Here is a 14,813-nt window from a genome sequence, read left to right as displayed (position 1 = left end):
CACTCAGAAAACCGCCAAGTATTCGCTCATAGAGATAGTTGGGGCCTTCCAGCGCGCTGAAAGACCCCGATCCCGTCTTTCTGGCCGGCTTACTCTGCCGGGCGGATGTCCTGCGCGCGCGTATATTCGTCGGCCCGCGCATCGATGGTCAGGTTGCGCCGCATCGCCCAGGCATTCTTCTGGATATGCACGGGGATCAGCGCCTGGTCCTCGGCCACGATGCGCGCTGCTTCCTGCAGCAGGGCTTCGCGCCTGCCGTCGTCCAGGGTCCGCATGGCTTCCGCCAACCTGGCATCCAGCGCGGGGTTGGAGTACCGGCCGCGGTTGGAAGCGCCCATGCCGGCCTCGCGGTTCTGGGTGGCCACCAGGGAACGCAGCATGGTCCCGGCCTCGCCCGTGGTGGCGGCCAGGCCCATCAGATGCGCGCTGGTCTCACCACGCCCGGCGCGGGCGACGAAGGTGGTGAAGGGCTGGGCCTCCACCGCCGTCTGCACGCCGATGCGCGTCCACATCTGGCCGACGGCCTGGATGATGCGCGCATCATTCATGTAACGGTCGTTCGGGCCGTGCAGGGTGATGCGGAAGCCCTTCGGATAGCCCGCCTCAGCCAGCAGCTTCCTCGCGGCGTTCGGGTCAGCCTTCGGCGCGGCGATATCGGGGGCATAGCCGAAGGTGCCTTCGGGCATGATCTGCCCGGTCGGCACCGTCGCATCCTCCATCACGCGCGCGGCGATGGCCGTCCGGTCCAGCGCCAGGGAGAGGGCGCGGCGCACGCGCGGATCGCGCAGCGGGTTGCGGTCCAGCTTCTCCCCGTTGGGGCCGGTGATGAGGGGGGAGCTATCCTCCCGCGCCTGGTCCAGCGCCAGGTAGATCAGGCGCAGGCCGACCGTCTCCTCCACACGGATGCGGCTGTCCTTGCGGAGCCGCGCCAGATCGCTGGTCGGCACCTGGTCGATCAGGTCCACGTCGCCAGCCAGCAGCGCGGAGGTACGGCCCGCATCGCCGGTGATGATGCGGTAGCTCACCTTCTGCCAATGCGGCTTGTCACCCCAGTAGGCATCGTTGCGCTCCAGCACCACGCTCTCGCCGTTCCGATAGGAGACGAAGCGGAAGGGACCGGTGCCGATCGCGGCGCGGCCACTGTTGAAGTCCTCGGTGGTCACGCCCTCATGCGTCTGCCGGTCCAGCATCATGACGCCGGTGAGGTCGTTGGGTAGCTGCGGATAGGGGCCTTCCGTGCGGAAGCGGACGGTCAGCGGATCGACGATCTCGACACTCTTGATGGCCCGCGTGAACTGCGCGTAGGAAGAGGGCGAGTTCGGCACGTTCGGCACACGCTCCAGCGTGAAGGCGACATCCTCCGCCGTGAAGTCCTGGCCGTTATGGAACTTCACGCCCCGACGCAGCTTGAATTCCCAGGTGCTGTCATCGACCGGGCGCCAGGATTCCGCCAGGTTCGGCCGCAGCCGCACACGCGCGTCAGTGCCAACCAGCGAATTGAAGACCATCCCGGCGACGGTCGAGTTGGGGGTGAGGTTGTGGTAGTGGGGGTCGATCGAGGTGACCTGCGACCCGATCGCCACCTTCAGTTCCTGGGCCTGCGCCAGAGGTGCCAGCACCAGCAGCGCGAAGGCGGCAGTGCCGGCGCGCAGGGCGTGCCGGAGCTTCGTGTGCATCATGATCTTGCGGTTCCGTCTTGATCAGCGGCGGCCACGCAGCGGCGGCGGCAGCACGTCGTCAGGGATGGGGCAGGCATAGGGCTTGCCACCGGTGCGCTGCTTCAGCTCCGCCTTGGCGCGGGCCAGCAGCTCGGGGTCCTGGAAGATGTCCAGCGCCGTGGCGGCCATGCCCTTGGCCGCCTGGATCATGCCCTTGTGCGCGCTGGGGCTCTTGCCCTGCGCCACGGCCTGCCAGGTGTGGAAGGGTGTGCCGACCGCCCAGGTGGGGCCCCAGCACTGCACCGTCGGCACGATCTGGCTGACATCACCCACATCGGTGGAGCCGGTGCCGGGGCGGGAGGTGCCGTCGAAATGCAGCACGCCTTGATGCAGCGGCTGCGCGCCCACCTCCTCCGGCGCGCCGACGGCGCCAATGCTGTCGGCGATGTCCTCCTCGCTCAGCGAGCGGCGGATCTCGGCGGCGAAGGCGCGGTCGGTCTCGTCGAAGGCCGGGGCACCGAGGTTGGAGAGGTTCTCGAACATGCGCATCTCCAGCGCCGTGTTCGGGATGGTGTTGGAGCAGGCCTTGTCGATCTCCATCTCCATCCGCGTGCCGGTCATGATGGCGGCGCCCTCGGCGCAGGCCTTCACGCGCTCGAACAGCGCCTGGGCGTCCTTCACCCGCGGGCCACGGATCAGGTAGAGCACCTCGGCATCCGCCTGCACCACATTGGGCGAATTGCCGCCGCTGTTGGTGATGGCGTAGTGCACGCGGCAGTCCAGAGGCATGTGCTCGCGCAGGTAGTTCACGCCGACATTCATGATCTCAACCGCATCCAGCGCCGAGCGGCCCAGCCAGGGCGAGCCCGCGGCATGCGAGGCGCGGCCCTTGAAGCGGAAATAGACCTGGAAATTGGCCATCGAGAGGGAGGACATCACGGCGCTGACCACGCCCGGGTGCCAGGAGACGGCGGCGTCGATGTCGTCGAAGGCGCCGGCGCGCGCCATGAAGGTCTTGCCGGAGCCGCCCTCCTCGCCCGGGCAACCGTAGTAGCGCACCGTGCCCGGCAGGCCGTTGGCCGCCAGGGCATCCCGCGCGGCCACGGCCGCCAGCATGGCGCCGGCCCCCAGCAGGTTATGGCCGCAACCATGGCCGGTGGCACCGGGCTTCACCGGGCGCGGCTCCGTCACGCCCGCTTCCTGGCTCAGCCCCGCCAGGGCGTCGAACTCGCCCAGGAAGCCCACGACCGGTCCGCCGGAGCCGGATTCCGCGACGAAGGCGGTGGGAATGCCGCCGACATTGCGGGTGACGCGGAAGCCCTCGGCCTCCAGCAGGGCGATCTGCTCCTCGATCGAGCGGTACTCGTCGAAGCGCAGTTCCGCATGGTCCCAGATCCGGTCGGCGACGGCCGTGAAGGCTGGGCTCTTGCTATCGACGCTGGCGGAAAGGTCGGACAGGGCGACGGGTTCGTTGCGCATGCTTTCTCCTGCAGGCGTCGGTTTCGCCGTTCAGTCAGGCGAATGGAAAGGCAGGGCGCTACCTAGTGCGCCACGGGTCCCCGGGGCAACACGTGCCAGTGCCTGGAAACATATCTGCCTTGTGTTCTCCGGCCCTCTTCGGATTTCACCCGGCTGAACAGGGACGCGGATCGCGCGCGCAGCCGACGGCAAGCCTGAGCTTGGGCATTCGACAGGGGCGCGGATGATGCATTGCTGCTGTGAGGGAGCCGGCCGGCGGGCCCGGCAGGGGCCTTCGCTGTGATGCCGGCCGGGATGGGCCCGGGGCTTGCAGCGCAGCCGCCGAATCGCTTGGCCTCCGGCTTCATCCGGGGCACCGCGACAAGGCTAAATATCTGAAAAATGGAGCGGGCGATGGGAATTGAACCCACGACATTCAGCTTGGGAAGCTGACGTTCTACCTCTGAACTACGCCCGCGTCGCAACAGTCTTAGCCTGCCCTTGTGCGCTCGGCAAGCCGGGCGTAAGGTCGGCCCGCCCCGGAAATGGGGCGCTCGCGATTTGTCCGGCCAGCTTGCGGCGAGCTTAAACAACCGCGCTAAACGGCCGTGGCGGGGCACCGCTCGTCCTCGTCCGACCGGGCCGGGTTTTACATAACCCGAGAGTCTCGCGCCCAATGGCCAAGCCTGTCTCCGACCGCCCGCTGCGGCCCGCCACCCTCCTCGTTCGCGGCGGGCTGATGCGCAGCAACCAGGACGAGACGTCGGAGGCGCTCTACCTCACCTCCGGCTTCGTCTATGACAGCGCCCAGCAGGCCGAGCAGACCTTCACGGGCGAGGTGCAGAAGTTCCAGTATTCGCGCTTCGGCAACCCGACCATCTCCATGCTGGAAGAGCGGCTGGCGCTGCTGGAAGGCGCTGAAGCCTGCCGCGTGACCGCGACCGGCATGGCCGCCGTCAGCGCGGCGCTGCTGGCGCATCTCAAGACCGGGGACCGGGTGGTCGCCAGCAGGGCGCTGTTCGGCTCGTGCTACTGGATCGTCTCCACCCTGCTGCCGCGCTACGGCATCCAGACCGAATTCGTCGATGGCGCCGATCTGGAACAGTGGAAGGCCGCGCTGAAGCGCCCCTGCCAGCTGGTGCTGCTGGAGACGCCCTCCAACCCCATGCTGGAGCTGGTGGACCTCGCCGCCGTCTCCGAGCTGGCTCACAAGGCCGGCGCCATCGTGGTGGTGGACAATGTCTTCGCCACCCCGCTGCTGCAGAGGCCGCTGAAGTTCGGTGCCGATGTGGTGGTCTATTCGCTTACCAAGCATTTCGACGGCCAGGGCCGTGTGCTGGGCGGCGCCGTGCTGGGCAATAAGAAGTGGGTCGAGGAGGTGCTGCAGCCCTTCACCCGCAACACCGGCCCGGCCATGTCCGCCTTCAATGCCTGGACCATCCTGAAGGGCATGGAGACGCTGCACCTGCGCGTTCCCGCCATGTGCCGCAGCGCCGCCGCCATCGCCCAGATGCTGGAGGAGCGGGAGGAAGTGGCGCGCGTCTACTACCCCTTCCTGGCCAGCCATCCGCAATATGGCCTCGCCAAGCAGCAGATGGCGGCCGGCGGCTCCCTGGTGAGCTTCGACATCAAGGGCGGCAAGGAAGCGACCTTCCGCTTCCTGGACGCGCTGCGGGTCATCGACATCTCCAACAACCTTGGCGATGCCAAGAGCCTGGTCACCCACCCCGCCACCACGACCCATAGCAAGGTGGCCCCGGAGGAACGGGCGCGCCTGGGCATCAGCGATGGCTCGGTGCGGCTCTCCGTCGGGCTGGAGGATGTGGCGGACCTGATCGAGGATATCGCGACGGCGCTGGATGCCGCAGCCGGCACTACCGGCCCGCGTCCGAAATCGGCCGCGCGCATGGTGGTGGAGGAGGCTTCGGCGGCAGCGCCAGAGCGCGCCCCGGCAGCCAAGACGCCCCGTGACAAGCGCGAGCCTGCCGCGCCGGCTGAAGCCCCGGCCCGTGCCGCCAGGCAGGAGGAGCCGGATCTCTTCGCCGAGGCGATGCAGGGCCTGTTCCGTGAGCCGCAGGGCCGGCCGGAGGCGGAGCCGGCCGCGGCTGATCCGGCGCCCGCCGCAACGCCGGCCAAGCGCCGCCGCAAGAGCTGAGACGGCTGGGGGGGGCATCCCGCCCCCCCGTCCCTGGGGGCGCTCCGCACAGCGCCGCTCCCTGATGTGTTTCAGAGAGCGTAGCGGTTGCGGGGTTCAGGGATCCCGAGGTGTTGCCGCAGCGTCGAGCCTTCATAGGCGGTGCGGAACAGGCCACGGCGCTGCAGTTCCGGCACCAGGTGATCGACGACGTCTTCCAGCGGCTTTGGGTAGTATGGAAAGAGCAGCATGAATCCGTCGCAGGCACCGCCCTGCAGCCATTCCTGCATGACATCCGCCACCTTCGCCGGCGCGCCAACCACCATGTGATGGCCGAGCGAGGTGCCGAGATAGCGCGCCACCTGCCGGATGGTCAGCTTCTCCCGTCGCGCCTTGGCGACCAGATGCTCCTGCCGCGCACGGGCGGCATTGCTCGGCGGCAGTTCCGGCAGCGGGCCATCGACAGGATAGCTGCGGATATCAAGATCGCCGCAGAGGCGGGAGAGCAGCGCGATGGCCGTCTCGTCATCCACCAGCGCCTCCAGCGAACGGTACTTCGCCTGGGCCTCTTCCTCGGTGGGGGCGGTGACGACCATCAGCCCCGGCATGATCTTCACATGGTCCGGGTCACGCCCATGTTCCGCCGCGCGCGCCTTCACGTCCCGGTAGAAGGTCTGGCCCTCGGCCAGGATGCTCTGCGCGGTGAAGATCATGTCCGCCACGCGGGAGGCGAGCTGCTTGCCAGGCCCGGATGAACCGGCCTGGGCGATCACCGGCCGCCCCTGCGGGCAGCGCGGCAGGTTCAGCGGTCCACGAACCCGGAAGTGCCTGCCGGCATGGTTCAGGATATGCGCCTTGCCGGTGTCCAGGAACTGGCCGGTCTGCTTGTCGCGCGGGAAGGCCCCTTCCTCGAAACTGTCCCAGAGGCCGCAGACGACGTCGTGGAATTCCTCGGCACGCTCGTAGCGTTCGGCATGACCGGGATGGCTGTCGAAGCCAAAATTGCCGGCCTCGTCCTCAATCTGCGAGGTGACGAGGTTCCAGCCGGCGCGGCCACCGCTGATATGGTCGATGCTGCCGAAGCGGCGCGCGACCGTGTAGGGGTCGCCGTAGGTGGTGGTGGCCGTGGCCACCAGCCCGATCTTCTGCGTCACCGCCGCCAGCGCGGCCACCAGTGTCGCAGGCTCCGGGAAGACCTGGCGGCCGGTGCCGGGACGCCAGGGGCTGCCGCCATGCAGCGCGCCGCTTCCGACAACCGCCGCCGTGTCCTGGAAGAACAGGCAGTCCAGCAGCCCTCGCTCCGCCGTCTGCGCCATGGAGACGTAATGCGAGAAGGACATATCCGTCTCCGGCACCGCGTCCGGATGGCGCCAGCCGGCGGAATGGCTGCCGGGGGTGAAGAAGAAGGCGCCCAGATGCATCGGCTTCCCGGGCATCATACCGCCCGCCCCGGCCAGGGCTGCTCTCCCAGATCCCAGAAGACGCCGGCGGCGATCTCCAGCCCCTCTCGCACCAGCGGCATCAGCGCATGCTCGTTGGGCGCGTGCTGGGAGCAACCGCTGTAGGAATGCGGGATGTAGATGGTAGGCAGGCCCAGCGTGACGGCAAAACTATCATTGGGCAGGGAGCCGCCGGCATTCGGCACGATCATCGGCGCGCGGCCGGTGGTGCGGCGGATGGAGTCCGCCACCAGACGGGGCCAGGGGCCATCCGGGTCCATGCGGGTGGCGCGCCACTCGGCGCCCCCCTTCACGGATACAACCTCGACATCCCTGAAGCCCTTCTCGTCCAGGTGCCGGCGGATGGCAGGCAGGAAGGTTTCCACATCCCTGTCCACGGTATAGCGGATCTGGCAGCGGGCAGAGGCCTCGGGCGGCACGGCATTGACCGGCGCGGAGGGGTTGCCGGTGCTATAGGCCAGCACCTCGAAAGTATTCCAGCCGAAGACCTTCTCAGCCGCCGAAAGGCCGGGCTCGCCCCACCAGGGATTGATCTCCGGCCCGTCCGCGCCGCCATCCACGCGGCAATCGGCCAGGGCACGGCGGACATTGTCGGGGATGCGCTCCGGCACGAGGTCCCGCAGCAGCACCTGCCCTTCAGGGCCGACAAGGCTGGCGATGGCATGCGCCAGCCGGATGCCGGGATTGGCCAGCAGCCCGCCCCAATTGCCGGAATGATGCCCGCCCTCCCGATACTTCACGCGCAGGTCGAAGCCCAGCGCGCCACGGGTGCCCAGCGTCAGGGTCGGCACTTCCGGCACCAGCCTTGGGCCATCGGAGGCGATCAGCACGTCGGCGGCCAGCAGTTCCCGCTGCTGCCGGCAGATTTCCTCGATGCCGGGGGAGCCGACTTCCTCGCTCATCTCCAGCATGACCGTGACGTTGTAGCCCAGGCGGCCGCCGCGCAGTTGCCGCACGGCCTCCATGGCCATCAGGTTGCCGGTATGCTGGCCCTTGTTGTCCACGATGCCGCGGCCATAGAGCCGCTCCCCGCGCCGGGCCAGCACCCAGGGGGAAAGGCCCTCATGCCAGCCGGCGTCCAGGCCCAGCACGGTATCGCCATGGCCATAGGTCAGCAGCGTCGGCAGCGAAGGGTCCTCGATCCTCCGCGCGATCAGGAAGGGACCGCCCTTGCCTGTCGGGTTCTCGAAGATCTCCCCCGTGAAGCCCTGGGATTGCAGGTCGGGCAGCATTTCATCCGCCAGATAGGCCCGGAGATGCGGCGCGCTTTCGGGGTCCTGGCTGGCGGTCGGAATGGCGACGCGCCGGGCCATGGCGGTGAGGTAGCTGCCATCCTCCAGCAACTTGCGGGCGGCGGCGATCGCGGCATCGCGGCTCATGCGGCAATCTCCTGCCGGCGCAGCACCAGGGCACCGGAGGCATGCATGCGTGCCCTCCAGCCCGGCGGCACCAGCGTCGTGGCATCCAGCTGGGTGACGATGGCGGGGCCGGAGAATTCATCCTCTGCCCCCAGCGTGGCGCGGTCATACAGCGCGGCCTGCTGCGTGCCTCCAGCGAAGTGCACGGCGTGCTGGCCCATCGGCCTAGCGCCCTGGCCCGGCGGCAGGGTGGAAGTGATGCTGCCGCTTAGCCGGCCGGCAGCCTCCAGCCGCAGCGTCACCAGTTCTACCGCGCCTTCCGGCAGGTCGAAGCCGTAAAGCGCCCGGTGCTGGGCCGCGAATCCGGCGGCCGCGCCCTCCATGTCGTCCGGCCAGGGCACGGCCAGTTCCCCGCCCTGGCCAGCATAGCGCATCAGCGCGACGCGGCGGGTCTCCCGCCGCCCGGCAGGCACCTGCTCCTCCGCGAACCAGGCCTCGGCCTGGGTTTCCAGCTCGGCATAGCCGGCCTCCACCGCCTCGGGCGTGGCGTCGGGCAGGCTGCGGCTGAACTCGGCCTTCAGGTCGGCGGCCAGCAGGCCCTGGGCGCAGAGCACGCCCGGCGACGGCGGCACCAGCACGGTGCCGATGCCCAGCAGCTCCGCCAGGGCGCAGCCATGCAGCGGCCCGGCGCCGCCGAAGGGCACCAGCGCGAAGTCGCGCGGATCATGCCCCCGCTCCACCGAAACGACACGCACCGCGCCCACCATATTGGCATCGGTGATGGCCAGGATGCCCCGCGCCGCCTCGTGCAGTCCGAGCCCCAGAGGGCCCGCGACATTCTCCCGCACCGCCGCCTCGGCTGCCGCCACGTCCAGAGTCATGCGCCCGCCCAGCAGGCTGGGAGGCAGATGGCCCAGCGCCACATGCGCGTCGGTAACGGTGGCACGGGTGCCGCCACGCCCATAGCAGGCCGGACCCGGCACGGCGCCGGCACTTTCCGGCCCCACGGCCAGGGCGCCATCGGCCGTCACCCGCGCCAGCGATCCACCGCCCGCGCCGATCGTCACCATATCCACCATGGGCAGGGGCAGCGGCCATTCACCGACATGGCCAGTCTGGGTCAGTCCGACCTCGCCGCCCTTCATCAGGCAGATATCGGCGCTGGTGCCGCCGATATCGACGGTGATGATATCCGGGAAGCCCGCGGCTTCCGCGACGGCGCGCGCGCCCACCACGCCCGCCGCCGGGCCGGACAGGGCCGTGACGGCAGGCGCCCGGCGGATGGCCGCGGCGCCGGCCACACCGCCATTGCTCTTCATCAGCAGCAGGGGCGCCGCGATCCCCTCGCCTTCCAGCCGCTGTTCCAGCCGCTGCACATAGGTGGAGACCTCAGGCATCACCTGCGCGTTCAGAATGGTGGCCAGGCTGCGCTCATATTCCCGCACCACCGGCAGCACGTCGGACGAAGCGGTGACGGCGATACCCGGCAGCGCGTCCCGCAGCATCTCCGCCACGCGGCGTTCATGCCCGGGCGCGGTGAAGGCATGCAGCAGGCAGACAGCGACGGCGGTCACGCCCGCGTCCCGGCAGGCTTCGGCGGCAACGCGGACACTGCCCTCATCCAGTGGCAACAGCACCTCTCCCTGAGCCGAGACACGCTCCGCCACCTCGAAGACACGGGAGGGTGGGACCGGGCGCTGGGGTTTCACCCATGCATGCAGATTGACGCGGCGCGGAATGTCCTGCCGGCCGATATCCAGCACATGGCGGAATCCGGCGGTCGTCACCAGCGCCGCCCTGGCCCCCTTCCCTTCCAGGATCATGTTGGTGGCGATGGTGGTGCCATGCAGCACGCGGCCCACAGCCACGGCCTCGCCGCGCGCGGCCTCCAACGCCAGGCGCACGCCGGTCAGGAAGGCTTCCGACGGGTCGTGCGGCGTCGAGGGCGTCTTGGCTGTCCAGGCGCGGCCGCTGAGGCTGTCCTGGATGGTGATGTCGGTGAAGGTCCCGCCGATATCGACGGCGACGGAAAGCGGCCGCGCCGTTTCAGTCGAGGACATGCGCGTAGCTCCCGCGGTGGAATTCCTTTGTCTGCGGCCTCTCGGCGCGGAGGGCTTCGGTGCTCGCCAGATCCACCGCGCCATTCGCCACGACGACGCCGTAATCCCGCGCCGCCGCTGCCACGCTGACCATGCCGCCCAGCACATCGGCCAGCACCGTCTCCGGCGGCCGGTCGTAGGGATGGCCGCGCCCACCGCCTCCCCCCGTCTCGATGCGGAGCACATCGCCCTTCACCAGCCTGTTGCCATCGGAAAGCGGACGCAGCACCCGCTCCTGTGGCGTGCCGGGATTGACCACCACCCGGCCCGGCCGGCCCGACATGCCACCGCCCGCGCCCCATGGCGGGTTCTCGACACCGTCGATGCGGATGGCCATGACGGCTTCCTCGGCCCTCACCTCGTACTCCCGCACGATGCCGCAGCCGCCGCGCCAGCGCCCCGGTCCGCCGCTATCGCGGTGCATCCCGTATTCGTTGAGGCGGATCGGGTATTCGAGCTCCAGGAACTCGACGGGATAATTCTCCTGCGCCACGAAATAGACGGCATCGATACCATCAGCGAAGCCACGCGCGCCGTAGCCAACGCCGATGCCATCGCTCATCAGGAAGGGCTTGCCGCCCGCCGTGCCACGCAGAAGCATGATGACATAGGCTGCATGGGCCGCCGGTGCCTCCCCGCCCGCCACGGAGACCAGCCCGTTCAGCGCGGCCAGCACGCGCATCATGGTCAGGCCACGCATGCCCAATGCCGCAGGAAAGCGCGGCTGCACCAACGAGCCCTCGCGCAGCCTCACCTCATCCAGCGCGCGCGGACCGCCGGCATTGACCACCTGCGTCGCCTCGCCACCCAGGAAGTAGAGACCGAGCGCCATGCCCGGAACATCCGGGTTCATCAGAAAATTGACCGGCCCTTTCGACTGATCATCCGTCTCTCTGGCATCGAGGATGAAGCGGTCATCCTCCGTGCGGGTCAGGGAAAAGCGAATACGCAGAGTGCCGGAGCCATGCCCGTCCCCGTCGATCCGATCGGTGAAGCGGTGCGTGCCGACCGGGAAGGTCGCGCGTAACCGTTCCCGCACCGTCTCCCTCGTGCGCTCGAAGAGCTGGCGCAGCGCATCGGCCAGCACATCGACGCTGAAACGCCCGGCAATCTCCGCCATGCGCGCCACCCCCAGCTCCACACTGGCCATCAGGGCGCGGGTGTCGCCCTGCGCCGCGCGCGGGAAGCGGGAGTTGCGGTAGAAGATGTTCAGCGCGGCGGTATTGATCTCCCCTGCCGCGATGAGCTTCGTCGGCGGAATGATAATGCCCTCCTGGAAGATATCGGTCGCATCCGGGCTGATGGAGCCCGGGCGCAACCCGCCGATATCGGCGAAATGCGCCCATCCCATCACGAAAGCCACGCGGTGTCCCTCATGGAACACGGGGGCGAGAAAGACGTGATCATTGGAATGGCTGACGGCCCCATGCGAGCCATAGCAGTCGTTATACCAATAGAGATCGCCGGGCTTCATGTCCTCCGGCGGAAAGTCGCGAAAAACCGCTCCGCAGATATCGCCGAAGACCGGAACATTGGAACCCACGGCCATGACCCCATCAGCATCAAACAACGCCGTGTAGAAATCCTTCTTTTCGCGGATGAAGGCGGACATGGCGGTGCGCTCGATCAGCGCCTCCATCTCTGCCTGCGCGGCGCGGATGGCACCTCGCACGATCTCCAGCGTGACCGGATCGCAAAGCCGCGTCTGCAGGACATCGTTCACGACAAAGTCTCCATCAGCCTCAGCATCAGCGTCGCGCGTGGCACTAGGGAGGAGATGAACAGCCGCTCGTTGAAGCTGTGCGCGTCCTGGCCATCCACGCCCAGACCATCCAGCGTCGGCACGCCCATGGCAGCGGTGAAATTGCCGTCGCTGCCACCGCCAGTCTTCAGGTCTCGTAGATCGAAGCCGATCTCCGCCGCCAGGCCTCGCGCATGGTCGAACATCCATGCAATCGCATCGGACTTCTCATAGCCAGGGCGGTTCAGCCCACCCGTCATCTCCAGCGTCACGTCGGGGTCGTAGGGCTTGACCGCGAGCATGCGGGCCACGGCCGGTTCACCGATCTCCTGGTTCGGCACCCGCATGTCGATCTCGGCCCAGGCGTAGTCGGGCACGACATTGGCGCGGGTGCCGCCGCCGATATGGCCGACATTGACCGTGACGCCGGTGCCGTAATCCGTCATGGCCTCCAGGTCGATGATCTGCCGCGCCAGTTCCTTGACGGCGCTGCGGCCGTCCTCATGGCGCGCACCCGAATGCGCGGCCTTTCCCTTGACCTTCAGGTCAAACCGCGCCGTACCCTTCCGGGCCGTGACGATACGACCACCCTCTCGCGCCGGCTCCGTCACCAGGACATAGCGTGCGCGGCGCGCCTCCCGCTCGATATGCTCACGCGAGGTGTGGCTTCCGACCTCCTCGTCGGAGACGAAGAGATGCCGCACCGGCAGCGGCGCGCGCTGGCCCGACCGGACCAGATGCCTCAGCGCCGCCAGCGCGATCAGCGCACCGCCCTTCATGTCGTAGATGCCCGGGCCATAGGCGCAGTCACCTTCGACACGAAAGGGCAGCGGGCCGGCGAGGCTGCCAATCGCATGCACCGTGTCGAGGTGGCTGAGCACCAGGATACCGGGCTCGTCCTCCTCCCCCCAGGGAGAGGTCGCCAGCAGATGTCCGCCATAGCCGTCACGGCCGGGAATGCGCGTGACGCGCGCGCCGGCGGCCTCCGCATCGGCGGCAGCCTTATCCATCATCCGGTCTACCGCGGCGGCATCGGTTGTCGGGCTCTCGATCTCCACCCAGGAACGGATCTCGCGCAGCAGGTCATCGGCCACGAAGGGCGGGATATTGCTTTGGCTCATGGCCTGGCTCCAATCGGTCCGGGTGGTCTCACGCTGCCGCATCCCGCCAGCCCAGCAACGCCGAGATCTCGGCGCCGGCATTGACGATCATGCGGATGTAGAGGCGTTCGAGGTCGCCGGTCAGCCGTGACTGCGGGCCAGCGACGGAAATGGAGGCGACCACTTGGCCGGAATGGTCCCGGACAGGTGCCGCGATGGAAAAGGCACCGGCATCCTGGTCGCCATGGCTGATATTGTAACCCCGCTCACGGATGTGGACGAGCAAGGCGCGTAGCCGCCCGGCATCCGTGATCGTCTCGGGCGTGAAGCGCTCCAGCAGGCCGGTGAGGACAGCTTCCTGCACCTCCTCCGGCGCGAATGCCAGCAGCAGCTTCGGTCCGCCGCCGACATGTAGCGGCCCCTGTCGGCCGAGTTCGGCATAGAGCCGGATCGGCTGTGGCGACTGGCGGATGCCAATACAGACGGTCTGCAGATCGTCCCGGACGAGTAGGGAAACATTCTCCCGCGTCCGGTTCATCAAATCATCCAGCACGGGCTTGGCCACGCGCAGAAGCGGCATCTGATGCTGCATGCGCTCGCTCAGCAGCAGCGGCTTGTAACCCAGGGTATACCCACGCGTCTCGCAATCCTTCAGCAGATAACCACGTGCTTCCAGAGTAGTGGCCATGCGGAAGGCCAGCGTCTTGGTGCTGCCCGTCAGCCTCGCCAGTTCGCTCAACCCGACGCCGGGCGTCTCGGCTACCACTTCCAGCAGGGCCAGCGCCCGGTCCACCGCCGCGATCGTATAGTCCATGGCCGTTTCCTCCCGGCGCTCCTGCTTTACATCGCGTGCAGGTGACAGGCCGCCCGATGTCCCGGAGCGACTTCGACAAGGCGAGGCTCCTCCACGGCGCAGCGCCGGAAGGCATGGGGGCAGCGATCGCGAAGCCGGCAGCCGCCCGCGAGATCCGAGGCGTCGCCCAGGGCGCCGTGCAGCGGCAGCGCGTCGCGAGGCTGGTCAACATGCGGACGTGGCACGGCCTTGATCAGTGCCGTGGTATAGGGATGCGCCGGATTGGCGATAACGCGTGAGGTCGGCCCATCCTCGACCACCTTGCCCAGATACATCACCAGCGTGCGTTCGCAGACATAACGCACCAACGTGAGATCATGGGAAATGGCCAGTGTCGTCAGGCCCAGCCTCTCCTGCAATTCGCGCAGCAGGTTCAGGATTCCGGCCCGTACGGAAACGTCGAGCATCGAGACCGGCTCATCTGCCACCAGGAAATGGGGATGCAGCACCAGGGCACGCGCCAGAACCACGCGCTGCAACTGCCCGCCGGAAAGTTGATGTGGCATGCGATCCACGACCTGCGAAGGATCGCTGAGATGAACGGTGCGCAGCGCCTCTGCCACCCGCGCCTCGTGCTCGGCGCGCGGCACCCCTGTATTGAGCAGCGGCTCCTGCAAGGCGCGGCCAATGCTGAAGCGGGGATTCAGCGCGTCGAAGGGGTTCTGGAAGACGAGCTGGGCCCGCTGTCGGAACCGGCGGGTCCCCATACGGTCGAGCTGGCTGAGATCGGCACCCTCGAAAGCGACCTGCCCGGCGCTGGGCTCCGTCAGCTTTAACAACAGCCGGCCGATGGTGGTTTTGCCGCTGCCGGACTCGCCCACGAGCCCGACACTCTCCCCCGGCCGCAACGTCAGGTCCACTCCGTCCACGGCACGCAGGACCGGATGCTCTCCGCGGAACATCTGACGAAGGCCGCGCCGGAGGGGGTAATGCTTCGATAGCCCCCGGGCAG

At 68.2% G+C, this 14,813-nt stretch carries 9 protein-coding genes, 1 tRNA gene, 1 pseudogene and 1 riboswitch; of the genes and pseudogenes, 1 reads left to right on the top strand and 10 read right to left on the bottom strand.

Annotation, left to right across the window (positions count from 1 at the left end; all coding sequences use genetic code 11):
• Positions 1-89: 89 nt before the first annotated feature.
• From IAI58_RS20685 to IAI58_RS20675, 3 genes are all read right to left on the bottom strand, one after another.
• Positions 90-1,676, bottom strand: a complete 1,587-nt coding sequence (locus IAI58_RS20685; protein WP_408906212.1) for an ABC transporter substrate-binding protein — start codon at positions 1,674-1,676, stop codon at positions 90-92.
• A gap of 24 nt (positions 1,677-1,700) precedes the next feature.
• Positions 1,701-3,137 carry a M20 family metallopeptidase gene (locus IAI58_RS20680; RefSeq protein ID WP_237182537.1) on the bottom strand — a complete coding sequence of 479 codons (1,437 nt, stop codon included), beginning with the start codon at positions 3,135-3,137 and terminating at the stop codon, positions 1,701-1,703.
• A 382-nt stretch (positions 3,138-3,519) separates the two neighbouring features.
• A tRNA-Gly gene (locus IAI58_RS20675) sits at positions 3,520-3,594 on the bottom strand.
• A 65-nt stretch (positions 3,595-3,659) separates the two neighbouring features.
• A riboswitch (SAM riboswitch) is annotated at positions 3,660-3,738 on the top strand.
• 54 nt (positions 3,739-3,792) lie between these two features.
• On the opposite strand from IAI58_RS20675, the pseudogene metZ reads away from it, so the two are divergent.
• Positions 3,793-4,980 (top strand): annotated as a pseudogene (gene metZ, locus IAI58_RS20670) (O-succinylhomoserine sulfhydrylase); the annotation flags it as partial.
• 362 nt (positions 4,981-5,342) lie between these two features.
• Here the strand turns inward: metZ and IAI58_RS20665 are convergent.
• Genes IAI58_RS20665 through IAI58_RS20635 form a run of 7 tightly spaced genes read right to left on the bottom strand, consistent with a single transcriptional unit; the run spans position 5,343 to position 14,763 of the window.
• The gene (locus IAI58_RS20665; protein WP_207448950.1) at positions 5,343-6,689 is read right to left on the bottom strand and encodes an LLM class flavin-dependent oxidoreductase; all 1,347 of its coding nucleotides are present in this window, start codon (positions 6,687-6,689) and stop codon (positions 5,343-5,345) included.
• Positions 6,686-8,089 carry a M20 family metallopeptidase gene (locus tag IAI58_RS20660; protein WP_208776291.1) on the bottom strand — a complete coding sequence of 468 codons (1,404 nt, stop codon included), beginning with the start codon at positions 8,087-8,089 and terminating at the stop codon, positions 6,686-6,688. The genes IAI58_RS20665 and IAI58_RS20660 overlap by 4 nt, the downstream gene beginning before the upstream one ends.
• Positions 8,086-10,128, bottom strand: a complete 2,043-nt coding sequence (locus IAI58_RS20655; RefSeq protein WP_207448954.1) for a hydantoinase/oxoprolinase family protein — start codon at positions 10,126-10,128, stop codon at positions 8,086-8,088. The genes IAI58_RS20660 and IAI58_RS20655 overlap by 4 nt, the downstream gene beginning before the upstream one ends.
• On the bottom strand, positions 10,115-11,890 hold the full coding sequence (locus IAI58_RS20650; protein ID WP_207448956.1) for a hydantoinase B/oxoprolinase family protein: 1,776 nt from the start codon (positions 11,888-11,890) through the stop codon (positions 10,115-10,117). Before IAI58_RS20650 ends, IAI58_RS20655 begins: the two co-directional genes overlap by 14 nt.
• A complete protein-coding gene (locus IAI58_RS20645; protein ID WP_207448958.1) occupies positions 11,887-13,029 on the bottom strand; it encodes a M20/M25/M40 family metallo-hydrolase in 1,143 nt (380 codons plus the stop codon). Before IAI58_RS20645 ends, IAI58_RS20650 begins: the two co-directional genes overlap by 4 nt.
• Positions 13,030-13,057: 28 nt before the next feature.
• Positions 13,058-13,822, bottom strand: a complete 765-nt coding sequence (locus tag IAI58_RS20640; RefSeq protein ID WP_207448961.1) for an IclR family transcriptional regulator — start codon at positions 13,820-13,822, stop codon at positions 13,058-13,060.
• Between the two features lie 26 nt (positions 13,823-13,848).
• Entirely contained in the window at positions 13,849-14,763 is a 915-nt protein-coding gene (locus IAI58_RS20635; protein WP_237182975.1) for an oligopeptide/dipeptide ABC transporter ATP-binding protein, read from the bottom strand.
• Positions 14,764-14,813 lie beyond the last annotated feature (50 nt).

Source organism: Roseomonas marmotae, assembly GCF_017654485.1.
In the GTDB taxonomy this organism is placed as follows: domain Bacteria; phylum Pseudomonadota; class Alphaproteobacteria; order Acetobacterales; family Acetobacteraceae; genus Pseudoroseomonas; species Pseudoroseomonas marmotae.
The sequence above is the reverse complement of the archived record's forward strand: the minus strand, read 5'-3'. Positions and strand labels throughout refer to the sequence as shown.

Coding starts and splice junctions, on each gene's coding strand:
- IAI58_RS20665 (WP_207448950.1), bottom strand. CDS start 6,689: ATGATGCCCGGGAAGCCGATGCATCTGGGCGCCTTCTTCTTCACCCCC.
- IAI58_RS20635 (WP_237182975.1), bottom strand. CDS start 14,763: ATGTTCCGCGGAGAGCATCCGGTCCTGCGTGCCGTGGACGGAGTGGAC.
- IAI58_RS20660 (WP_208776291.1), bottom strand. CDS start 8,089: ATGAGCCGCGATGCCGCGATCGCCGCCGCCCGCAAGTTGCTGGAGGAT.
- IAI58_RS20685 (WP_408906212.1), bottom strand. CDS start 1,676: ATGCACACGAAGCTCCGGCACGCCCTGCGCGCCGGCACTGCCGCCTTC.
- IAI58_RS20655 (WP_207448954.1), bottom strand. CDS start 10,128: ATGTCCTCGACTGAAACGGCGCGGCCGCTTTCCGTCGCCGTCGATATC.
- IAI58_RS20645 (WP_207448958.1), bottom strand. CDS start 13,029: ATGAGCCAAAGCAATATCCCGCCCTTCGTGGCCGATGACCTGCTGCGC.
- IAI58_RS20680 (WP_237182537.1), bottom strand. CDS start 3,137: ATGCGCAACGAACCCGTCGCCCTGTCCGACCTTTCCGCCAGCGTCGAT.
- IAI58_RS20640 (WP_207448961.1), bottom strand. CDS start 13,822: ATGGACTATACGATCGCGGCGGTGGACCGGGCGCTGGCCCTGCTGGAA.